Below are 21,782 nucleotides of genomic sequence, written 5' to 3' on the forward strand. Positions count from 1 at the left end.
CGACGAGTATGCAGGACAGCGCCGACGGCCCCGACGCGAGCCTGTGGAAAACCCTCGGCCGGGACCCCTCTCGGCCCCTCAGTCCTTGTGGACGGTCCCGTCCGGGTCGAGGCCCTTGAAGGACAGCAGCACGATCAGGATGCCGCCGCACACGATCGCCGAGTCGGCCAGGTTGAACACCGCGAAGTGCTTGGGCGCGATGAAGTCCACGACCGCGCCCTCGAAGACGCCGGGCGAGCGGAAGATCCGGTCGGTGAGGTTGCCGAGGGCACCGCCCAGCAGCATGCCCAGCGCGATCGCCCAGGGCAGGCTGTAGAGCTTGCGGGCGAGCCGGGCGATCACCACGATCACGGCGGCCGCGATCACCGTGAAGATCACGGTGAAGGCCTCGCCGAAGCCGAAGGCCGCGCCCGCGTTGCGGATCGCCTCGAACTTCAGCCAGTCCCCGATGATCTCGATCGGCGCGTGGTGCTCCAGCTTGGCGACCACAATCATCTTGCTGACCAGGTCGAGGGCGTACGCGAACGTGGCGACCGCGAACAGCACGGCGATCCGCCGCTTCCCCCTGGGCCGCGCCTCGGCGCTCCCCTGCCTCTCCGCACCGGATGACTGCTCCGGCTCGGTCTCCGCTCCCTCCGGGGAGTCCGGCGTACCGATGATGCGCTCCGCCTCTGCCACGTGAGTCCCTCGACCTAGGTGCCTGACTGAGGACGAGGGTACGGCACGCCCCACCGCACCCTCAGTACCGGCGTTCCTGCTTCTGCTTGCACTCCACGCAGAGCGTGGCCCGCGGGAAGGCCTGCATACGTGCCTTGCCGATGGCGTTGCCACAGTTCTCGCACAGGCCGTAGGTACCCGCGTCGAGGCGGTCCAAGGCACGCTGGGTCTGGATGAGCATCTCGCGCGCGTTGGCCGCGAGGGCCATCTCGTGCTCGCGCGTGATGTTCTTGGTGCCGGTGTCGGCCTGGTCGTCGCCCGCGCCGTCCCCGGAGTCCCGCATCAGGCCCACGAGGGACTCCTCGGACGACGTGATCTCGGAGCTCAGCCGCAGCGCCTCGGACTGCAGCTCGGTACGCGCCTCCTGGACCTCCTCCGGCGTCCAGGGGTCCTCGCCGGGGCGGACCGCGAGCTCGCCCGGCTCCACCGCCGCGGCGAGGCGTGCCTTGGGGACGGCGGTCTGCGCCGCCGTGGCCGTGCCAGGAGTCTTCTTCGCAACCACCGTCGTGGCTCCCGTCTGCTTCGCGGCCTGCGCCGCGCCCGCCTTCTCGGCCGTGCTCTTGCCGGCCGCACTCTTCGTGGAGGTGCTCTTCGTCGAGGTGCTCTTCGCGGCAGCGGTCTTCTTGGCGGCCGTCTTCTTGGCTGCCGCCTTCTTCGCCGCCGCCTTCTTCGCCGCCGCCTTCTTCGCCGCCGCCTTCTTGGCAGTCGTCTTCGTGGCCGCCGCCTTCTTCGCGGCGGACTTCCTGGCCGCCGGTCTCTCGGGCCCCTCCTCCTCGACGGCCTTCCGCGCGGGAGCCGCCTTGGACGCCGTGGCCTTCTTGGCCGGGGTCTTCTTCGCGGCGCCGCCCACCGTCTTCACGGCCTTGGCGGCACGCCCCTCTGCACCCCCCTGTGCGCTCTTCTTCCCACCCACGTCCTTGGCCGCACCACCGGAGGCCTTGGCAGCCCCCGAACTGCCCGACGCCGACTGCTGTACGGCGGTCTTCTTCGCCACCATGGCCGCGGCCCCTTCACATATTGTGATCTTGCACGCGAATCGTGCTGGGACGATAAATCGACTTGAGTCCCACGGCAACGGGGCACACCGCCCGATTCGCCCGGCTCGCGCATGGGGCGCGCCGAACCTGCATGCGTTGTGCCCAGCTCCCCGCCGGGTAATCCGCCGTGCCGTGCGTCCCAGAATCCGAACACGCGTACCGCTCCATTCGGGTCACTCCCCGCCGCGCGACGCCCGCGTCCCCGGGGCCCGGAAAACCGGTCGGCCGCTGTCCGTGCGGCGCCGTACACTGGGCGGAGCGAAAAGCATGGATGGGGACGAGTAGCGGCGTACGCAGCCAAGAGCGACCCGGGGACGGTGGAAGCCCGGGGGCGAGCGCGACGCGAAGATCACCCCGGAGCCGCCGGAAGAAGCCCCCTCGTGGGGTGGTAGACCCGGCATCGCGACCCCAATGAGGGGGCTCATCGGTGTGGAAGGCGCACCGGGGAGCCAAGGAGGGTGGTACCGCGGGAGCGCGCCGAGACCGGCGTACACAAGACAGCTCTCGTCCCTCCGGACGGAAGGCAGCAAGTCCGCCGGAGGAAGCTCGCTGATGACATCGCCTACGTACCGCCAGGTGCCCGCCCAGGTCGACCTGCCCGCCCTCGAGCACGCCGTGCTCGAATTCTGGCGCGAGCAGAAGATCTTCGCCAAGAGCCTGGAGCAGTCCGAGGGCCGCCCCGAGTGGGTGTTCTACGAGGGCCCGCCCACCGCCAACGGCATGCCCGGCGCCCACCACATCGAGGCGCGCGTCTTCAAGGACGTCTTCCCCCGCTTCCGCACCATGCGCGGCTACCACGTGGCCCGCAAGGCCGGCTGGGACTGCCACGGCCTCCCGGTGGAGCTCGCGGTGGAGAAGGAGCTCGGCTTCTCCGGCAAGCAGGACATCGAGGCGTACGGCATCGCGGAGTTCAACGCCAGGTGCCGCGACTCCGTGCTGCGCCACACCGACGCCTTCTCCGAGCTGACGACCCGCATGGGCTACTGGGTCGACCTCGACGACGCCTACGTCACGATGGACCCCGAGTACATCGAGTCGGTCTGGTGGTCGCTCAAGGAGATCTTCAACAAGGGCCTGCTGGTCCAGGACCACCGCGTCGCCCCCTGGTGCCCCCGCTGCGGCACCGGCCTCTCCGACCACGAGCTGGCGCAGGGCTACGAGACGGTCGTCGACCCGTCCGTGTACGTCCGTTTCCCGCTCACCTCCGGTCCGCTCGCCGGTGAGGCCGCGCTCCTGGTGTGGACGACCACGCCCTGGACGCTGGTCTCCAACACCGCGGTCGCCGCCCATCCCGACGTCACCTACGTCGTGGTGACCGACGGCCAGGAGAAGCTCGTCGTCGCCGAGCCGCTCGTCGCCAAGTCGCTCGGCGAGGGCTGGGAGACCACCGGCCAGTCCTTCACCGGCGCCGAGATGGAGCGCTGGACCTATCAACGTCCGTTCGAGCTCGTGGAGTTCCCGGAAGCGGCACATTTCGTCGTCAACGCCGAGTACGTCACGACCGAGGACGGTACGGGCCTGGTCCACCAGTCCCCCGCCTTCGGTGAGGACGACCTCAAGGTCTGCCGCGCGTACGGCCTGCCCGTGGTGAACCCCGTCCGCCCCGACGGCACCTTCGAGGAGGACGTCCCCCTGGTCGGCGGCGTCTTCTTCAAGAAGGCGGACGAACAGCTCACCGCGGACCTCCAGCAGCGCGGCCTCCTCTTCAAGCACATCCCGTACGAGCACAGCTACCCGCACTGCTGGCGCTGCCACACCGCGCTCCTCTACTACGCGCAGCCGTCCTGGTACATCCGCACCACCGAGGTCAAGAACCGTCTCCTCCAGGAGAACGAGAAGACCAACTGGTTCCCGGACACGGTCAAGCACGGCCGGTACGGCGACTGGCTGAACAACAACATCGACTGGGCGCTGTCCCGCAACCGCTACTGGGGCACCCCGCTGCCGATCTGGCGCTGCGAAGACGACCACCTGACCGTGGTCGGCTCCCGCGCGGAGCTCACCGAGCTGACGGGCACGGACCAGTCGGGCCTGGACCCGCACCGCCCGTTCATCGACGACGTCACCTTCGACTGCCCGCAGTGCGCGAAGACGGCCACGCGCGTGCCGGAGGTCATCGACGCCTGGTACGACTCGGGTTCGATGCCGTTCGCGCAGTGGGGCTACCCGTACAAGAACAAGGAACTGTTCGAGAGCCGGTACCCGGCGCAGTTCATCTCCGAGGCCATCGACCAGACGCGCGGCTGGTTCTACACCCTCATGGCCATCGGCACCCTGGTCTTCGACAAGTCCTCGTACGAGAACGTCGTGTGCCTCGGCCACATCCTCGCCGAGGACGGCCGTAAGATGTCCAAGCACCTGGGCAACATCCTGCAGCCGATCCCGCTGATGGACCAGCACGGCGCGGACGCGGTCCGCTGGTTCATGGCGGCCGGCGGTTCCCCGTGGGCGGCCCGCCGCGTGGGCCACGGCACGATCCAGGAGGTCGTCCGCAAGACGCTCCTGACGTACTGGAACACCGTCGCCTTCCAGGCCCTGTACGCGCGTACGTCGAACTGGGCGCCGTCCGCGGCCGACCCGGCCCCGGCCGACCGCCCGGTCCTGGACCGCTGGCTGCTCTCCGAACTCCACGCGCTCACCGACCAGGTGACGCAGGCTCTGGAGGCGTACGACACCCAGCGCGCCGGCAAGCTCCTGTCCGCGTTCGTCGACGATCTGTCCAACTGGTACGTCCGCCGCTCCCGTCGCCGCTTCTGGCAGGGCGACAAGGCCGCGCTGCGCACGCTGCACGAGGTCGTCGAGACGGTGACGAAGCTGATGGCCCCGCTGACCCCGTTCATCACCGAGCGGGTCTGGCAGGACCTGGTGGTTCCGGTCTCCCCGGGCGCCCCGGAGTCGGTGCACCTGGCGTCCTGGCCGGAGGCGGACCTCGACGCCATCGACCCGGAGCTGTCGAAGCAGATGGTCCTGGTGCGCCGGCTCGTGGAGCTGGGCCGGGCCACGCGCGCGGAGTCGGGTGTGAAGACCCGTCAGCCGCTGTCCCGTGCGCTCATCGCCGCGACCGGCTTCGACGCCCTCGACCGTGAACTGCACGCGCAGATCACGGAGGAGCTGAACGTCGAGTCCCTGGCGTCGCTGAGCGAGGTCGGCGGCAGCCTGGTGGACACCACCGCCAAGGCCAACTTCCGCGCCCTGGGCAAGCGTTTCGGCAAGCGCGTCCAGGAGGTGGCGAAGGCCGTCGCGAACGCCGACGCGGCCGCCCTGTCCCTCGCCCTGCGCGAGGGCACGGCGTCGGTCGAGGTCGACGGCGAGACGATCACCCTGGCCCCGGACGAGGTGATCATCACCGAGACCCCGCGCGAGGGCTGGTCGGTGGCGTCCGACTCGGGTGCCACGGTCGCTCTCGACCTGGAGATCACCGAGGAGCTGCGGCAGGCGGGCCTCGCCCGTGACGCGATCCGTCTGATCCAGGAGGCCCGCAAGAACAGCGGCCTCGACGTGGCCGACCGCATCGCGCTGCGCTGGACGTCCACGGACCCGGCGGTGCTCGCGGCCCTGACCGAGCACGCAGGCCTGATCGCCGACGAGGTCCTGGCGACCGCCTTCTTGAATGAGCCCAGCCACCAGGATGAGGCGGACGCCACATACGGCGATGCCTTCACCGACGAGGGTCTGTCGCTGACGTTCCGCCTGCGCAAGGCGTAACCGCAGGACAGCCGAGGGCCCGGTCTCCCCACTCGGGGGGCCGGGCCCTTCCGGTTCCCTCGCCTGCACGGATACAGACACAGGGCACGACGATCAACACGCGTAAAAGGGGCGAGCCCCGGACCGGAGTCCAGGGCTCGCCCCTTTGAACGCTGCCGACGCCTAAGGCGTACTACACGTCAGTTGTCGTCCTCGTCGATGAGGAACCCGCGCATCGGCGACGGGGCCTGGCCCATCGGGCCGGGGCCCTGCGGCCGGACCGGAGCCATCGGCTGGGTCATCGCGGGCGACATCTGCTGCTGGCCACCGTAGGACGGCGCCGCCGGAGCCGGGGCTCCGCCCATGCCACCCGGGTTGCCGCCGTACGACGGGGCGCTCGCGCCGGCCGGGGCCATGGAGGGCGCCGGGGACGGCGGAAGCGACGCGGCCGCCGGGGTACGCGGCGGGGCCAGCGAGTCGTCGGCCTGGGTCTCCAGCTGACGCAGCTGCGACTCCAGGTAGGACTTCAGCCGCGTGCGGTACTCGCGCTCGAAGCCGCGCAGGTCCTCGACCTTGCGCTCCAGCGTGGCGCGGGCGGACTCCAGGGAGCCCATCGCGACGCGGTGCTTCTCCTGCGCGTCCCGCTCCAGGGCGTCGGCCTTGGCACGGGCGTCACGCTCGAGACCCTCGGCACGCGAACGCGCCTCGCCGACGATCTTGTTGGCCTCGGAACGGGCCTCGGCGATCGCCTGGTCGGCGGTCTGCTGGGCCAGCGAGAGGACACGCGCGGCGCTGTCGCCACCGGGACCCTGACCGGGGCCGCCCATGGGGCCACCGCCCATGGGGCCACCCATCGGACCGCCCATGGGGCCGCCCATCTGCTGCTGCATGGGGGGCTGGCCACCCATCGGACCCTGGCCCATCGGACCGGGACCCTGACCCATCGGGCCGGGACCCTGCGGGCCACCCTGACCGCTGGGACCGGCAGGCAGCTGCGGCGCACCGCTCGGCAGCTGGGGCGGGCCACCCATGGGGCCGCCCATCTGCTGCTGCGGCGGGCCCGATATGCCGGCCGGCACGGGGCCGCCGGGCCCACGCATGCCCTGCTGCGGCATTCCACCCTGCTGGGGCATACCCTGCTGCGGCATACCGCCCTGCTGGGGCATACCCTGCTGCTGCATACCGCCCTGCTGCTGGTCCTGGGGGCCGCCGGGGCCCTCCGGAGGCTTGCGCATGTTCTGCTGGTTCTGGGCAGCAGCACGCGTCGCCGCGGCCAGTTTGGCGCGCAGGTCCTCGTTCTCGCGCAGCAGGCGCGTCAGTTCGGCTTCGACCTCATCGAGGAAGGCATCGACCTCGTCCTCGTCATAGCCTTCTCGGAGGCGGACGGTCGTGAACTGCTTGTTCCGCACGTCCTCGGGGGTCAACGGCATCTCTTCACCTCAACGTAGTCATCGGCAGTCGGCAAGACCGTATCGTCCACTCTCACCTCGCGAGATTCCCCACGATGGAGATCAAGATGTAGACGATGATCATCAGTACGAAGAAGGACAGGTCGAGCGCCACGCCCCCGAGACGCAGCGGCGGGATGAACCGCCGCAGCAGCTTCAGCGGTGGATCGGTGACAGTGTAGGTGGCCTCCAGAACGACCACCATCGCCTTGCCAGGTTGCCACGAGCGGGCGAACTGGAAGACGTAGTCCATGACCAACCGGAAGATGAGCACGATGAGGAACACCATCAGCGCGATGTAGATCACCTGCGCGAACACGCTCATGGCCTGTCTTTCCCTCTCCCCTGTTCCTACTTCTTACCGGTCGGCTGTCTCAGCTCTGATTGAAGAACCCGCCCTCTGCGATACGGGCCTTGTCCTCCGCCGTGACATCGACGTTAGCAGGCGACAACAGGAACACCTTCTGCGTCACCCGCTCGATGCTGCCGTGAAGACCAAACACCAAACCAGCCGCAAAGTCGACAAGTCGCTTGGCATCTGTGTCATCCATCTCAGTCAGATTCATGATCACCGGGGTGCCCTCACGGAAGTGTTCCCCGATGGTACGGGCCTCGTTGTAGGTCCGCGGGTGAAGCGTGGTGATCCGGTAAGGCTCTCGTTCCGACACGACCTTGGGCATGATCACCGGTGCGTTCTTCTCCAGGCTTTGACGTTCTTGTGTGATGGACGCCACGGGCGCGATGCGCGCGGGACGTCCGGATTCAGCGGCCAGCGAAGCGGAACGGGCGATCGGCTCGCGCGACACCGACGGCTGTACGATTCGCACCTCTTCGTCCCTTTGGGACTGATGTGCGCTGTGCGCCTGATGCACCGGCTCATGCCGCCGGTGGTCACGCTCGGGCTCCGGGTCCAGTTCGGGTTCGAAGTCGTCGTCGGGGTCAAACCCGCGGCCGTCGTAACCATCGTCCTCCACGAGGCCGAGGTAGACCGCCATCTTGCGCATCGCGCCGGCCATGCTCTGAGTCCTCCGCTCTGTGGTGGATCGGCTGACGAACTGCCAAGTGCCCGCGATCCACGTGGTCGTTACACCCGCCTTTCGGCGGTAATGACCATATTTTCTGCTGTGGTCCGACTTCCTGGCGACGTTACCCGAGCCTCGCGCGGACTCCGAGTACCGCCGTACCGACGCGCACATGTGTCGCTCCGGCCGCCACGGCCTGCTCGAGATCCGCACTCATCCCTGCCGACACCATGTTCGCAGCCGGATGGGCTCGGCGCAGGTCGGTCGACAAATCCATCAACCGCTCGAACGCCGCGAGTTCGCGTCCCGCGTAAACACCGGTGAGCGGTGCGACGGTCATCAGACCCGCCAGCCGCAGACCCGGCGCCTCTGCCACGAGTTCGCCCAACTCTTCGATTCCATCGGGTGCAACGCCCCCGCGCTCCCCGCGTCCGCCTTCGTTCGCGTCGAGCGCGACCTGGATCAGACAGCCGAGTTCCCGCCCCTGCCGCTCCGCTTCCTTGGAGAGCGCCGTGACGAGTCGACCACGGTCGACGGACTGCACCATATCGGCATAACCAGCCACAGAACGCACCTTGTTGGTCTGTAGCTGGCCCACGAAATGCCAAGTCAGCGGCAAATCCGAACACTCGGCAGCCTTGGGTGCCGCGTCCTGGTCCTTGTTCTCGGCGACGTCGCGCACACCGAGCTCCGACAGCATGCGTACATCGCTCGCGGGGTAGGTCTTGGTGACCACGATCAGGGTCACCTCCTCGCGCTTGCGGCCCGCGGCCGCGCACGCGGCGGCGATGCGGTCCTCCACCTGCGCCAGGTTTGCGGCGAGTTCGCCCTTACGGTCCGTCATGCTCTCTCAGTCCAGCCAGACATATCCCGCGAGTCGCCCCGTGGTGCGATCGCGGCGATACGAGAAGTGGTCGCCCGACTCGAGCGTGCACACCGGCGACTGCTCCCGGTCGCGCACCCCGAGCCGTTCGAGCTGCGCGTGCACTCCGGCGGTCACGTCCACCGCGGGGGTGCCCCAGCTCGTCTCGGCGTACGCCGTCGGTTCGACGGCGGCCACGTCGGCGCGCATCGCGTCCGGCACCTCGTAGCACCGGCCGCAGACGGCGGGTCCGGTGCGGGCGACGATCCGGGCGGGCTCGGCGCCGAGTTCGGTCATGGCCCGTACGGCGGCGGGGACGACCCCCGCGATCATGCCGGGCCGCCCCGCGTGGGCCGCGCCGACGACTCCGGCCACGGGGTCGGCGAGCAGAACGGGCGTGCAGTCGGCGGTGAGGACGGCGAGGCCGAGGCCGCGCTCGGCGGTGACGACGGCGTCGACCTCCGGCACCGGACGGTCACCCCACGCCTCGGAGACCACGGCCACCTCCGCCCCGTGCACCTGGTTCATCCAGACCACCCGGCCGGGGTCGATCCCCAGCGACTTGGCGGCCAGTTCGCGATTCGTGCGTACGGCGCCGGCGTCGTCGCCGACCGCCCCGCCGAGGTTGAGCTCCTCGTACGGAACGGCGCTCACCCCGCCCCACCTGTCGGTGAAGGCGAAGTGCGCGCCGCTCACGGTGTCGCGCTGTCCTATCACTTCAGGAAGTCCGGCACGTCCAGCTCCTCGGCCGCACTGTCCGAGTAGGTCCGCGACGGCGGGACCGGCGGGGCGACCGGGAGGTCGGCCACCGGATCGGGCGCGGGCTCCGGCTCCTCCTTCGGCGTGACGCTGCCGAGCGAGCCGAAGGACGGACGGCTCTCGGTCTGCCGCGCCGGGGTGGGCTCCTCGCGGCGGGCCGAGGACGAGGTCGAACCGAGGACGGTGTCCCGGCGGGCCGGCGGCTGGCCGCCGTCGAAGCCGGCCGCGATCACGGTGACCCGGACCTCGTCGCCGAGGGCGTCGTCGATGACCGCGCCGAAGATGATGTTGGCCTCGGGGTGGGCCGCCTCGGAGACCAGCTGGGCGGCCTCGTTGATCTCGAACAGACCGAGGTCGGAGCCACCGGAGATGGAAAGGAGGACGCCGCGGGCGCCGTCGATGGACGCCTCGAGGAGCGGCGAGGAGATCGCCATCTCGGCTGCGGCCACCGCGCGGTCGTCGCCACGGGCCGAGCCGATGCCCATGAGAGCCGAACCGGCCTCGGACATGACCGACTTGACGTCGGCGAAGTCGAGGTTGATCAGACCCGGCGTGGTGATGAGGTCGGTGATGCCCTGGACACCGGAGAGCAGGACCTGGTCGGCCGACTTGAAGGCGTCGAGGACCGAGACCTGGCGGTCCGAGATGGACAGCAGCCGGTCGTTCGGGATGACGATGAGGGTGTCGACCTCTTCGCGGAGTTCCGCGATGCCGTCCTCGGCCTGGTTGGCGCGACGGCGGCCCTCGAAGGTGAAGGGGCGGGTGACCACGCCGATGGTGAGGGCGCCGAGGTTGCGGGCGATGTTGGCCACGACGGGCGCGCCGCCGGTACCGGTGCCGCCGCCTTCGCCGGCCGTCACGAAGACCATGTCGGCCCCCTTGAGGACCTCCTCGATCTCCTCGCGGTGGTCCTCGGCCGCCTTGCGGCCGACGGCCGGGTTGGCTCCGGCGCCGAGTCCGCGGGTGAGTTCACGGCCGACGTCGAGCTTGACGTCGGCATCGCTCATCAACAGCGCCTGAGCGTCGGTGTTGATGGCGATGAACTCGACGCCCTTGAGACCGACCTCGATCATCCGGTTGATGGCATTGACACCACCGCCGCCGACACCGATGACTTTGATGACTGCGAGGTAGTTCTGCGGTGCTGCCACGTCGAAGGCCTCTCGCCTCGAGTTACGTGTCGTCGTCTCGCGGGTGATGCGATACGCGACGGATGCCGAATGGGACGGTCCATAGCGCCGACCCGAACCCTAACGTTGAAGTTTAGGGTTACCAGTGTGTCTGTTCCCTGGAGTCTTCTGAACAGGACACTAAGTCGACAAGTGGCGCACGTTCAACGAACACGCCGAACCTCCCGTTTTTCTTTTCACCCTATGTGATCAGCCGTAGCGGTAGCCAACCAGGGTGCTGGCCTGCGCGGATGTACGTCAACTCCCTGATGACGCAGGGGCGGTGGGGACCGAGACGTCGAAGTACCGCGCATCGGGCGCCGCTTTCAGAAGAGCAGTGAGCGTACGGGCCTTGGCGGCACCCTTCTCGCCACTCCCCCACGCGACGGCCCTGCCGTCGCCCAACTCCAGTGAGATGTCGTCGTACGAACGCACCTTGACGGTCCGGGCGCTCTTCGCGACGGCGGCCGGAATGTCACCGGCGACCCGGACGGCTTCGCGCACGAGCCGGTCCTCGCCGAAGCGGCGCAGGCTCGCGGCGGCGGAGCCCGACTCGGAGACCGTCAATTCCAGTGCGGGAACGTCTTTCGGAGCCTGGGAAACCGTGGCAAAACGGACGCCGCCATCGTCCACTTCGACAAACTTTCCGCCCTTTTCGACAATCAGAACCGGAGTGCGCTCGACCACTTTCAGGTCGATTCCATGGGGCCAGGAGCGGACCACGTCAACCGAGTCAATTCGGGGCAATTTCCGGAGCAACCGTGCCTCAATCGCATCGGTGTCGACGGAAATCAGCGGCGATCCGACCGGTACGTCGGCCGCCTCGCGCACCTGTCCGGGCGTCAGAACGCCGGTACCGGAGACGGCCACCCGCTCCACGCGCAGCCACTGCGAGCCGTACAGGGCCCAGACGCCGCCCGCGCCCAGCAGGACCAGGACGACGGCGAGAACGATGATCGTACGAGGCTGAGGCACCCTCAACCGTCGGACAGGGGGCGGGCCGGACGACTCCTGCTGGCGTTCACCGCGCTCGGCGGTCGTCGTTCCGGCCACGCTGCCTGCCCTTCGTCACATGTGCCTAGCGGTGTGCACGGTTGGCGGCGATCGCCTCGTACACCATGCCGACGAGCAGGTCGTCGGCGTCCCGGCGGCCGAACTCGGCGGCGGCGCGGGACATCTGGTAGAGCCGGTGCGGGTCGGCGAGCACGGGCAGCACGTTCTGCTGGACCCATTCGGGGGTGAGTTCCGCGTCGTCGACCAGCAGACCGCCGCCCGCCTTGACCACCGGCTGGGCGTTGAGCCGCTGTTCGCCGTTGCCGATGGGCAGCGGGACATAGGCGGCCGGCAGTCCGACGGCGGAGAGTTCGGCGACGGTCATCGCGCCCGCACGGCAGAGCATCATGTCGGCCGCGGCGTACGCGAGATCCATCCGGTCCACGTACGGTACCGGGATGTACGGGGGCATCCCCGGCATCTGGTGCACCTGCGGCAGTTCGTTCTTCGGGCCGACCGCGTGCAGGACCTGGATGCCGGCCTGCTGGAGCCAGGGGGCGACCTGCTGGACGACCTCGTTGAGGCGGCGGGCGCCCTGGGAGCCGCCGGAGACCAGAAGGGTCGGCAGGTTGGGGTCGAGGCCGAACATCGCGCGGGCCTCGGGGCGGACCGCGGCCCGGTCGAGGGTGGCGATGGTGCGGCGCAGCGGGATGCCGATGTAGCGGGCGCCCCGGAGCTTGCTGTCCGGGGTGGAGACGGCGACCTGGGCGGCGTACCGCGAGCCGATCTTGTTCGCGAGGCCGGGGCGGGCGTTGGCCTCGTGGATGATGATCGGCACCCCGAGCCGCTTGGCGGCGAGATAGCCGGGCAGGGCCACGTAACCGCCGAAGCCCACGATGGCGTCCGCCTTGGTGCGCTCCAGGATCTGCTCGGCGGCCTTGATCGTGCCGCGCAGCCGGCCCGGGACGGTGATCAGCTCAGGGGTGGGCTTGCGTGGCAGCGGCACCGCCGGGATCAGCGCGAGTTCATAGCCCCGCTGCGGGACGAGCGTGGTCTCCAGGCCGCGCTCCGTGCCGAGGGCCGTGATCCCCACGGTCGGGTCCTGCCTGCGCAGGGCGTCCGCGAGGGCGAGCGCGGGCTCGATGTGGCCGGCGGTCCCCCCACCGGCGAGTACGACATGCACCGAAATTCACCGCTCTCCGGACGAACGCGCCGAGGCACGCCGTCGCATCGTGTTCCATCTCCGAGGCCCCGTGGGTCCCCCGCCACCCCGCTTTCTACCAAAGCGGGGCTGCCGCAGCGAAAGCGCTGCCCGTGCAGCGGGCTCGTCGCGCGCGAAGGCGATCAGCAGCCCGATGGCGAACATGGTCGGCAGCAGGGCGGATCCTCCGTAGGAGAACAGCGGGAGCGGGACACCGGCGATCGGCAGCAGGCCGAGCACCGCACCGATGTTGATCACCGCCTGTGCGGTGATCCAGGTGGTCACGCCTCCCGCGGCATACCTGACGAAGGGGTCCTCCGTGCGGCCGGCCACGCGGATACCCGCATAGCCTAGAGCCGCGAAGAGGGCGAGCACCGACAGCGTCCCCGCCAGGCCCAGTTCCTCACCGGTGACGGCGAAGATGAAGTCCGTGTGTGCTTCCGGGAGTTGGCCCCATTTTTCCACACTGGCGCCGAGCCCGGAGCCAAAGATTCCGCCGGATGCGAGCGCGTAGATTCCGTGCACGGCCTGCCAGCAGGCGTCGCCCGGGCCCGGGTCGGTGGCGCCGATGCACTGGAGCCGGGCCATCCGGTTGGGGCTGGTCTTGATGAGGATCATGCCGATCGCGGCGGCGACCGACAGTACCCCGACGAACAGCCGGGTCGGCGCCCCCGCGAGCCACAGAAGGCCGAAAAGGATCGCTGTGAGGATGATCGCGGTACCCATGTCGCCGCCGAGCATGATCAGCCCGAGCAGCATGAAGGCGACCGGGACGAGCGGCACCAGCATGTGCTTCCACTGGGTCAGCAGCTTCTTGTCCTGCTTGCGGGCCAGCAGGTCGGCGCCCCACAGCACCAGGGCGAGCTTGCCGAACTCACTGGGCTGGATCTGGAAGGAACCGCCGAGCGCGATCCAGTTCTGGTTGCCGTTGACCGCCATCCCTATCCCCGGCACCTGCACCAGCGCCATGAGGAACACGGCGCCCGCGAGGATCGGGTAGGCCAGCGCCCGGTGCAGCTTCACCGGCATCCGCGAGGCGACGAGCAGCAGTACGGCGCCGATCGCGGCGGCGAGGAGCTGCTTGCGGAAGAAGTACGAGCCCGGCAGCGACATCTGCAGCGCCTTGATCTGGGAGGCCGAGTAGACCATCACCAGACCGAGCACGGTGATCAGCAGACTGCCGCCGAGGATCAGGTAGTACGCCGTCAGCGGCCGGTCCCAGGCGTGGCGCGCGCGTGTGTAGAGCCGTTGGACGGGATTCTGGCGCGCTGTCCGGGAAGCGGCGGGACGTCTGACGGCCCGCTGCACGGGCGGTCGGCCGGTACGGCTGCTGGGCATCAGAGCCTCCGCTACGTCGGTCAGGAGCCGAGTTCGCGAACCGCCTCCGCGAACGCGTCACCGCGCTTGTTGTAGTTGGTGAACATGTCCATGGAGGCACAGGCCGGGGCCAGCAGCACCGTGTCGCCGGGCTGTGCCAGCCGCTTCGCCTCCGTCACCGCCTGGAGCATCGCCCCAGTGTCGGTCCGGTCGAGGTCGACCACGGGTACTTCCGGCGCGTGTCGCGCGAGGGCTTCGCGGATCAGAGCCCGGTCGGCGCCGATCAGAACCACAGCACGAAGTCGCTTTGCCGACTTGGCGACCAGTTCGTCGAAGGAGGCGCCCTTGGCGAGCCCTCCCGCGATCCAGACGATGGACTCGTACGCCGCCAACGAGGCTTCCGCCGCGTGGGTGTTGGTGGCCTTGGAGTCGTCGACGTAGGCGACGCCGTCCACGTCGGCCACGTGCGCGATGCGGTGCGCGTCCGGCGTGAAGGCCCGCAGACCGTCCCGTACGGCCTTGGGGGGCACCCCGAAGGCGCGTGCGAGCGCCGCCGCGGCAAGGGCGTTGGCGATGTTGTGCGGGGCCGGCGGGTTGACGTCGGAGATCTCGGCGAGCTCCTGGGCGTTCTTCTGCCGGTTCTCGACGAAGGCGCGGTCGACCAGGATGCCGTCCACGACGCCGAGTTGGGAGGGGCCAGGGGCGCCGAGGGTGAAGCCGATGGCCCGGCAGCCCTCCTCGACGTCCGCCCCGCGCACCAGGTCCTCGGTGGCCTTGTCGGCCACGTTGTAGACACAGGCGATGCGATTGCCCTCGTAGATACGGCCCTTGTCGGCGGCGTACGCCTCCATGGAGCCGTGCCAGTCGAGGTGGTCCGGCGCCAGGTTCAGGACGGCGGCGGAGTGGGCGCGCAGGGAGGGCGCCCAGTGGAGCTGGTAGCTCGACAGCTCCACGGCGAGTACGTCGTACTGCTCCTCGCCGAGCACCGCGTCCAGCAGGGAGACGCCGATGTTGCCGACGGCGGCGGTGCGCAGGCCGGCCGCCTTCAGGATGGACGCCAGCATCTGGGTGGTCGTGGTCTTGCCGTTGGTGCCCGTGATCGCGAGCCAGGGGGCCGCGTCGGGGCCGCGCAGCCGCCAGGCGAGCTCCACGTCGCCCCAGACGTCGACGCCGGCCTCGCGGGCCGCCGTGAACAGCGGCTTGTCGGGCTTCCAGCCGGGTGCGGTGACGATGAGCTCGGTGCCCTCGGGCAGGGTCGCGCCGTCGCCGAGACGCACCGGGATGCCCAGTGCCTCCAGTTCGGCGGCCTGCTCACGCGCGCGTGCGTCGTCGCCGTCGTTGACGACCGTGACGATCGCTCCACGCGCGTGCAGCACCTTGGCCGCCGGGACGCCGGAGACGCCGAGTCCGGCGACGGTGACGTGCTTCCCCTGCCAGTCGGTCACTTTTCCGCTGCCCATCCCGCGTAGAAGAGCCCCAGGCCGACGATCACACAGATGCCCTGGATGATCCAGAAACGGACCACGACAAGGACTTCCGACCAGCCCTTGAGTTCGAAGTGGTGCTGGAGCGGCGCCATTCGGAAGACGCGCTTGCCGGTGAGCTTGAAGGAGCCGACCTGGATGACGACCGACATCGTGATGAGGACGAACAGGCCGCCCATGATGGCCACGAGGAGCTCGGTGCGGGAGCAGATCGCCAGGCCCGTGAGGACACCGCCGAGGGCGAGCGAACCGGTGTCGCCCATGAAGATCTTCGCCGGCGAGGTGTTCCACCACAGGAAGCCGAGGCAGGCGCCCATCAGCGCCGAGGCGATGACCGCGAGGTCCAGGGGATCTCGTACCTCGTAGCAGGCCCCCGGGTTGGTCAGGGTGCCCGCGTTGGCACAGGACTCCTGGAACTGCCAGACACCGATGAAGGTGTAGGCACCGAAGACGAGTACAGAGGCACCGGTGGCCAGGCCGTCCAGACCGTCCGTCAGGTTCACGCCGTTCGACATCGCGAGGATCATGAACAGCGCCCAGACCACGAACAGCACCGGGCCGATCTTCCAGCCGAAGTCCGTGATGAACGACAGCTTGTCGGAGGCCGGGGTGTTGTTGCGGGCGTCCGGGAACATCAGCGCGAGCACCGCGAAGCTGATGCCAACGATCAGCTGGCCGGCCATCTTGGCCTTGGCCCTGAGGCCCAGCGAGCGGCGCTTGACGATCTTGATGTAGTCGTCGAGGAAGCCGACCAGACCCATACCGACCATCAGGCCGAGCACCAGCAGACCCGAGTAGGTCGGCGGGTAGCCGGTGATGACCTTGGACAGGAAGTAGGCGGCCACCGTCGCGAAGATGAAGGCGATACCGCCCATGGTCGGCGTACCGCGCTTGCTGGCGTGCTCACGCGGGCCGTCGTCGCGGATGTACTGGCCGTACCCCTTGCGCGCGAGCAGCTTGATCAGCAGCGGGGTGCCGACCAGGGTCAGGAACAGACCAATGACTCCTGCGAACAGGATCTGCTTCATCATCGGGCGGCAACCTCACCCTCGGCGCCGAGCAGCGCCGTGGCGACGCTCTCCAGGCCGACCGAACGGGACGCCTTCACGAGTACGACGTCTCCCGGGCGCAGCTGACTGCGCAACAGGTCGACCGCCGCCTGTGCGTCGGACACGTGCACCGACTCCTCACCCCACGAACCCTCGTTATATGCGCCCAGTTGGAGCCAGGACGCTTCCCTGCCCCCGACCGCGACGAGCTTGCTGACGTTGAGCCGGACGGCGAGCCGTCCGACCGCGTCGTGCTCGGCGAGCGCCTCGTCCCCGAGCTCGGCCATCTTGCCGAGCACCGCCCAGGTCCGCCGCCCCCGGCCCATGGCTGCCAGGGCGCGCAGGGCGGCCCGCATGGACTCTGGGTTGGCGTTGTAGGCGTCGTTGACGACGGTCACGCCGTCCGGGCGCTCGGTGACCTCCATCCGCCAGCGGGAGAGGGAGCCCGCCTCGGAGAGCGCGGTGGCGATCTCTTCCGCGGACATACCCAGCTCATGGGCGACGGCGGCCGCTGCGAGCGCGTTCGACACGTGGTGCTCACCGTACAGGCGCATGGTCACGTCGCTTGCACCGGAGGGTGTGCGAAGCCTGAAGGAGGGCTGTCCGGTGTCCGTGAGTCTCACGTTCTCGGCGCGTACGTCCGCTTCGTCGGACTCTCCGAAAAGGATCACCTTCGCCTTCGTACGGGAGGCCATGGCCCGTACGAGAGGATCGTCGGCGTTGAGAACGGCCGTGCCGTCCTCCGGCAGACCCTCGACGATCTCTCCCTTGGCCTGCGCGATCTGCTCCCGGCCGCCGAACTCGCCGATGTGTGCGGTGCCGACGTTGAGGACGAGGCCGATCTTCGGGGGCGTCAGATCCGTGAGGTAGCGGATGTGGCCGACGCCGCGGGCGCCCATCTCCAGGACGAGGAACCTCGTCTCGTCGGTGGCGCTGAGGGCGGTCAGCGGCAGCCCGATCTCGTTGTTGAGCGAGCCGGGGGTCCACACCGTCGGCGCCTTGCGCTGCAGCACCTGGGCGATGAGGTCCTTGGTGCTGGTCTTGCCCGCCGAGCCGGTCAGGGCGACGAGGGTCGCGCCGAGACGTCGTACGACATGACGGGCGAGGGCACCGAGGGCCTTCTGCACGTCGTCCACGACGATCGCGGGCACGCCGACGGGCCGCGACGCCAGTACGGCGACCGCGCCCGACGCGACGACCTGCTCGGCGAAGTCGTGGCCGTCGACGCGTTCGCCGACGAAGGCGACGAAGAGACTGCCGGGCTCCACCTCGCGGGAGTCCCGGACCACGGATCCGGTGACCTGGGCGGACGGATCCGGTATGTCGTGGGTCTGCCCGCCGACGACTGAGGCGATCTCGGCGAGAGAGAGGGCGATCACAAGTTCATCCCTGGGTCTTCTGGATGGCTTCTCGAAGCACCTGGCGGTCGTCGAAGGGACGGACCACTCCGGCGATGTCCTGGCCCTGCTCGTGGCCCTTGCCTGCGACCAGCACGGTGTCGCCCGGCTGTGCGCGGGAGACGGCGGCGGCGATCGCGGCGGCCCGGTCCTCGAAGACCTGGACCTCGCCGCGCTTGTGTGCTGGTACGGACGCCGCGCCCTCGAGCATGGTTGCAAGGATCGCGAGCGGGTCCTCCGAGCGGGGGTTGTCGGAGGTCAGTACGGCGGTGTCGGCGAGCCGGGCCGCGGCGGCGCCCATCGGCACGCGCTTGGTCGTGTCGCGGTCCCCGCCGCAGCCGAGCACGATGTGCAGCTTGCCCTCGGTGACCTTGCGGAGCGCTTTGAGAACGGACTCGACGGCGTCCGTCTTGTGGGCGTAGTCCACGACCGCGAGATACGGCTGGCCGGCGTCCACCCGCTCCAGGCGCCCCGGCACGCCCGGCACCGCGGCGATGCCGTCGGCGGCGGTCTGCGCATCGAGGCCCGCGGCGGCGAGGGCGGTGATCGCGGCGAGGGTGTTGGCCACGTTGAAGGGCCCGGCGATCGGGGACCTGGCGGCGATCCGCTCGCCCTTGGGGCCGACCACGGTGAACGTCGAGTCCATCGGGCCGACGTGGACGTCCTCGGCACGCCAGTCGGCGTCGGGGTGGCCCTCGGCGGAGAAGGTGACGACCGGGACCGTGGCTTCCTTGGCGAGCCTGCGGCCGTACTCGTCGTCGACGTTGACCACGCCGAGCCGGCTGCGTTTCGGCGTGAAGAGCTGTGCCTTGGCCCGGAAGTAGTCCTCCATGTCGGAGTGGAACTCCATGTGTTCCGGGCTGAGGTTGGTGAAGACGCCGATGTCGAAGACACAGCCGTCGACCCGGCCGAGCACCAGCGCGTGGCTGGACACCTCCATCGCGACCGCCTCGACACCGCGCTCGCGCATGACCGCGAACAGGGCCTGGAGATCGGTGGCTTCGGGGGTGGTGCGCTCGGACTTGATGCGCTCGTCACCGATCCGCATCTCGACGGTGCCGATGAGTCCGGTGTTGCGGACGGCCTTCAGACCGCCCTCCACCAGGTACGCGGTGGTGGTCTTTCCGGAGGTGCCGGTGATGCCGATCTGGAGCAGATCGCGGCCCGGACGGCCGTAGATGGTGGCCGCGAGTTCGCCCATCCGCGCGCGCGGGTCGTCGACGACCAGTACCGGAAGCCCCGTCGCCGCGGCGCGCTCGGCGCCGGTCGGGTCGGTCAGCACGGCGACCGCGCCGAGGCCGGCGGCCTGGGTGACGAAGTCGGCGCCGTGCAGGCGGGCGCCCGGGAGGGCGGCGTACAGGTCGCCGGGGCGGACGGCCCGCGAGTCATGGGTGATGCCCGTGACCTCCGCGGTGCTCCCCGGCTGTTCGGCACCCAGCTGACCGGCGAGCTCCGCGAGGGGTGTGGCGGAGACCTGAACCGGCCTGGGCGGCCCCGGATATGTCACGGGATGGCCCTTCTGGGTGGTTTGGGACTGATCAGCGTGTGGCACGGCGGTGAGCGTACCGGGCACACCCCGTTCGGAGCGAAGTGAGGGCATGGGCGCGCCCTGGTTCCCGGAATCGGGAGTGATCGTTGTCACGAGCTGGTTCCTGGGTGGTTCCGTGCCGAGCAGTGCAGGTCAGGGTTTGAAGGTGACGGGGAGACTGGCGGACTTGGCCCCGGTGGGCGGGACCTGGAGGGTCTTCAGGGCGAACTCCATGACCTGCTTGTAGACGGGTCCGCAGATCTGGCCGCCGAAGTAGCTGCCCTTGGTGGCGTTCTGGATGGCGCAGTAGACGGTGACACGGGGGTTGTCGGCGGGCGCGAATCCGGCGAACGAGGAGGTGTAGCCGCGGTACTTGCCGGTGGCCGGATCCACGCGGTTGGCCGTACCCGTCTTGCCCGCGACCCGGTAGCCGGGAATGCGCGCCTTGGCGCCGGTGCCCTCCCGGTCGTCCACGACGGACTCCAGCATCCGGGCGAGGGTCTTCGCCGTCTTCTCGCTGATCACCCTCGCCTTTTCGGGCTTCGCGGCGGGGGCGAAGCGTCCGTCGGGTCCCTGGGTGCCGCGGACGAGCGTGGGTTCGACGCGTACGCCGCCATTGGCGATCGTCGAGTAGACGGACGCGGCCTGCATCGCGTTGAGGGAGACGCCCTGGCCGAAAGGAATCGTGTACTGCTGCGAGGTCGACCAGTCCTGCGGCGCCGCGAGGATGCCCTTGGTCTCGCCGGGGAAGTCGAGGCCGCTGTAGCTGCCCAGGCCGAACTTGCGCAGATACGAGTAGAGGACCTGGTTGGCCTGCGCCTGGGTCTTGCCGAGCTGACCGGTCGCCAGGATGGTGCCGATGTTGCTGGACTTGGCGAGCACGCCGTTGAGCGTGAGGTACCAGGTCTCGTGGTCGATGTCGTCCTTGAAGAGCCGGTCGCCGCGGTGCAGCCGGTTGGGCACGACGACGTGCGTCTGCGGCGTGGCGACGTTCTCCTCCAGCACGGCGGCCATCGACATGACCTTGGCGGTGGAGCCGGGCTCGTAGGCGTCCTCCAGAGCCCAGTTGTGCAGGGTGCCCGGGTCGGCCTGGGACAGGTCGCCCGGGTCGAAGCCGGGCGAGTTGGCCATGGCGAGGATCTCGCCGGTCTGTGTGTCCTGCACTATCACGTACCCGCGGTCCGCCTTGGACTTCTTCACCTGCTCGGTGATGGCGTCCTGCGCGGCCCACTGGATGTCGCGGTCGATGGTGAGTTCGACGTCGCTGCCGGGCACCGCCGGGGTCTCGGTGGAGCCCGCGGTCGGGACCTGGCGGCCGCCGGACTGGGCGTAGCGGATCTTGCCGTCCTTGCCGGACAGCAGGGAGTTCAGCTTCTGCTCGACCCCGCCGCCGCCCTTGCCGTCGGCGTTGACCCAACCCAGTATCCCGGCGGCGAGGTCGCTGTTCGGGTACACGCGCTTGCTGGTGGCGACCGCGAAGACACCGGCGAGGACGTTGACGGTGGTGCGGTCGTCGTCCGCCTTGCTGGCCAGTGCGCTCTTGAGGTCCTTGATCTGCTTCCAGACCTGCGGCGTCTGCCGGCCGGCGAGCTTGACGTACTGCCCGTTGGTCCGCAGCTTCTCGGTCAGCTCGGCCTGCTCCTGGCCGAGGATCGGGGCGAGCAGGGCGGCGGCCTGCTCGGGCCCGTCGTCGATCTTGAGCTGCTCGCGGGTGAAGAGCGTGGGGTCGGCCGTGATGTCGTACGCGTCCACGCTGGTCGCCAGGGCCACGCCGGAGCGGTCGGTGATCTGGCCGCGCTCGGCGGCCAGGGTGTAGCCGACGTACCGGTTCTGCTCGGCCTTGGCGGCGTAGGTGCTGGCGTCGACGGCCTGGACCTGGAGCAGCCGTACGGCGAAGGCGATCAGTACGAGGGCCAGGCCGAGGCCGACCATGCGGAGCCGGGGCCGGGGGCTGCCGAGCCGGATGATGCGCGGGCCCGTGGGGCGCGCGGCCTGGGGGCGGGGCGCCGGGCGGCGGGCCGGGCGGGCACCGGGGCCCGCGGGGCGCCGTCGGGCGTCGGGGGCGGGCTTGGTGGGTCCGGGCACGCGGCGGCGCGGCGGTTCCCTGTCGGACAC

The 21,782-nt window shown here is 69.6% G+C and carries 17 protein-coding genes; 1 reads left to right on the forward strand and 16 read right to left on the reverse strand.

The window, feature by feature from the left end:
• Positions 1-78 precede the first annotated feature (78 nt).
• Positions 79-678, reverse strand: coding sequence for a signal peptidase II (gene lspA, locus OHU89_RS14765; protein WP_405643026.1), 600 nt, complete (start codon positions 676-678; stop codon positions 79-81).
• A gap of 61 nt (positions 679-739) precedes the next feature.
• Positions 740-1,714: a TraR/DksA family transcriptional regulator gene (locus tag OHU89_RS14770; protein ID WP_405643028.1), complete on the reverse strand. Its 975-nt coding sequence runs from the start codon at positions 1,712-1,714 to the stop codon at positions 740-742.
• 592 nt (positions 1,715-2,306) lie between these two features.
• Here OHU89_RS14770 and ileS point away from each other — a divergent pair.
• On the forward strand, positions 2,307-5,459 hold the full coding sequence (gene ileS, locus OHU89_RS14775) for an isoleucine--tRNA ligase (RefSeq protein ID WP_405643030.1): 3,153 nt from the start codon (positions 2,307-2,309) through the stop codon (positions 5,457-5,459).
• Between the two features lie 179 nt (positions 5,460-5,638).
• Here the strand turns inward: ileS and OHU89_RS14780 are convergent, their stop codons facing one another.
• From OHU89_RS14780 to OHU89_RS14845, 14 genes are all read right to left on the reverse strand, one after another.
• Positions 5,639-6,868, reverse strand: coding sequence for a DivIVA domain-containing protein (locus OHU89_RS14780; protein ID WP_405643032.1), 1,230 nt, complete (start codon positions 6,866-6,868; stop codon positions 5,639-5,641).
• A gap of 52 nt (positions 6,869-6,920) precedes the next feature.
• Positions 6,921-7,211: a YggT family protein gene (locus OHU89_RS14785; RefSeq protein WP_004932337.1), complete on the reverse strand. Its 291-nt coding sequence runs from the start codon at positions 7,209-7,211 to the stop codon at positions 6,921-6,923.
• Positions 7,212-7,260: 49 nt separating this feature from the next.
• The gene (locus tag OHU89_RS14790; protein WP_046263059.1) at positions 7,261-7,902 is read right to left on the reverse strand and encodes a cell division protein SepF; all 642 of its coding nucleotides are present in this window, start codon (positions 7,900-7,902) and stop codon (positions 7,261-7,263) included.
• A gap of 130 nt (positions 7,903-8,032) precedes the next feature.
• A complete protein-coding gene (locus OHU89_RS14795; protein WP_266893633.1) occupies positions 8,033-8,752 on the reverse strand; it encodes a YggS family pyridoxal phosphate-dependent enzyme in 720 nt (239 codons plus the stop codon).
• 6 nt (positions 8,753-8,758) lie between these two features.
• Positions 8,759-9,487 (reverse strand): peptidoglycan editing factor PgeF, encoded by a 729-nt coding sequence (pgeF, locus tag OHU89_RS14800; RefSeq protein WP_405643036.1) that lies wholly within the window; start codon positions 9,485-9,487, stop codon positions 8,759-8,761.
• Positions 9,484-10,680, reverse strand: a complete 1,197-nt coding sequence (ftsZ, locus tag OHU89_RS14805) for a cell division protein FtsZ (RefSeq protein ID WP_405643038.1) — start codon at positions 10,678-10,680, stop codon at positions 9,484-9,486. Before ftsZ ends, pgeF begins: the two co-directional genes overlap by 4 nt.
• A gap of 276 nt (positions 10,681-10,956) precedes the next feature.
• Complete coding sequence (locus OHU89_RS14810; protein ID WP_405643040.1) at positions 10,957-11,751, reverse strand: cell division protein FtsQ/DivIB; 795 nt, start codon at positions 11,749-11,751, stop codon at positions 10,957-10,959.
• Positions 11,752-11,776: 25 nt separating this feature from the next.
• Positions 11,777-12,874, reverse strand: coding sequence for an undecaprenyldiphospho-muramoylpentapeptide beta-N-acetylglucosaminyltransferase (gene murG, locus OHU89_RS14815; RefSeq protein ID WP_405643042.1), 1,098 nt, complete (start codon positions 12,872-12,874; stop codon positions 11,777-11,779).
• A gap of 6 nt (positions 12,875-12,880) precedes the next feature.
• Positions 12,881-14,230 (reverse strand): putative lipid II flippase FtsW, encoded by a 1,350-nt coding sequence (gene ftsW, locus OHU89_RS14820; protein WP_266893625.1) that lies wholly within the window; start codon positions 14,228-14,230, stop codon positions 12,881-12,883.
• Between the two features lie 20 nt (positions 14,231-14,250).
• Positions 14,251-15,669, reverse strand: coding sequence for a UDP-N-acetylmuramoyl-L-alanine--D-glutamate ligase (murD, locus tag OHU89_RS14825; RefSeq protein WP_405643044.1), 1,419 nt, complete (start codon positions 15,667-15,669; stop codon positions 14,251-14,253).
• Positions 15,651-16,724: a phospho-N-acetylmuramoyl-pentapeptide-transferase gene (mraY, locus tag OHU89_RS14830; RefSeq protein WP_266828289.1), complete on the reverse strand. Its 1,074-nt coding sequence runs from the start codon at positions 16,722-16,724 to the stop codon at positions 15,651-15,653. Before mraY ends, murD begins: the two co-directional genes overlap by 19 nt.
• Positions 16,721-18,121, reverse strand: coding sequence for a UDP-N-acetylmuramoyl-tripeptide--D-alanyl-D-alanine ligase (murF, locus tag OHU89_RS14835; protein ID WP_405643046.1), 1,401 nt, complete (start codon positions 18,119-18,121; stop codon positions 16,721-16,723). The genes mraY and murF overlap by 4 nt, the downstream gene beginning before the upstream one ends.
• Positions 18,122-18,125: 4 nt before the next feature.
• The gene (locus OHU89_RS14840) at positions 18,126-19,646 is read right to left on the reverse strand and encodes a UDP-N-acetylmuramoyl-L-alanyl-D-glutamate--2,6-diaminopimelate ligase (RefSeq protein WP_405643048.1); all 1,521 of its coding nucleotides are present in this window, start codon (positions 19,644-19,646) and stop codon (positions 18,126-18,128) included.
• A gap of 174 nt (positions 19,647-19,820) precedes the next feature.
• On the reverse strand, positions 19,821-21,782 hold the full coding sequence (locus OHU89_RS14845) for a peptidoglycan D,D-transpeptidase FtsI family protein (RefSeq protein ID WP_405643050.1): 1,962 nt from the start codon (positions 21,780-21,782) through the stop codon (positions 19,821-19,823).

Origin of the sequence: Streptomyces sp. NBC_00019 (genome assembly GCF_045041015.1) — a bacterium.
GTDB lineage: Bacteria > Actinomycetota > Actinomycetes > Streptomycetales > Streptomycetaceae > Streptomyces.

What these genes read in the sequence shown, in the direction of transcription:
- OHU89_RS14770 (WP_405643028.1), bottom strand. Translation starts at nt 1,714, where the DNA reads ATGGTGGCGAAGAAGACCGCCGTACAGCAGTCGGCGTCGGGCAGTTCG.
- OHU89_RS14795 (WP_266893633.1), bottom strand. Translation starts at nt 8,752, where the DNA reads ATGACGGACCGTAAGGGCGAACTCGCCGCAAACCTGGCGCAGGTGGAG.
- murD (WP_405643044.1), bottom strand. Translation starts at nt 15,669, where the DNA reads ATGGGCAGCGGAAAAGTGACCGACTGGCAGGGGAAGCACGTCACCGTC.
- mraY (WP_266828289.1), bottom strand. Translation starts at nt 16,724, where the DNA reads ATGATGAAGCAGATCCTGTTCGCAGGAGTCATTGGTCTGTTCCTGACC.
- OHU89_RS14790 (WP_046263059.1), bottom strand. Translation starts at nt 7,902, where the DNA reads ATGGCCGGCGCGATGCGCAAGATGGCGGTCTACCTCGGCCTCGTGGAG.
- OHU89_RS14780 (WP_405643032.1), bottom strand. Translation starts at nt 6,868, where the DNA reads ATGCCGTTGACCCCCGAGGACGTGCGGAACAAGCAGTTCACGACCGTC.
- OHU89_RS14785 (WP_004932337.1), bottom strand. Translation starts at nt 7,211, where the DNA reads ATGAGCGTGTTCGCGCAGGTGATCTACATCGCGCTGATGGTGTTCCTC.
- ftsW (WP_266893625.1), bottom strand. Translation starts at nt 14,230, where the DNA reads ATGCCCAGCAGCCGTACCGGCCGACCGCCCGTGCAGCGGGCCGTCAGA.
- ileS (WP_405643030.1), top strand. Translation starts at nt 2,307, where the DNA reads ATGACATCGCCTACGTACCGCCAGGTGCCCGCCCAGGTCGACCTGCCC.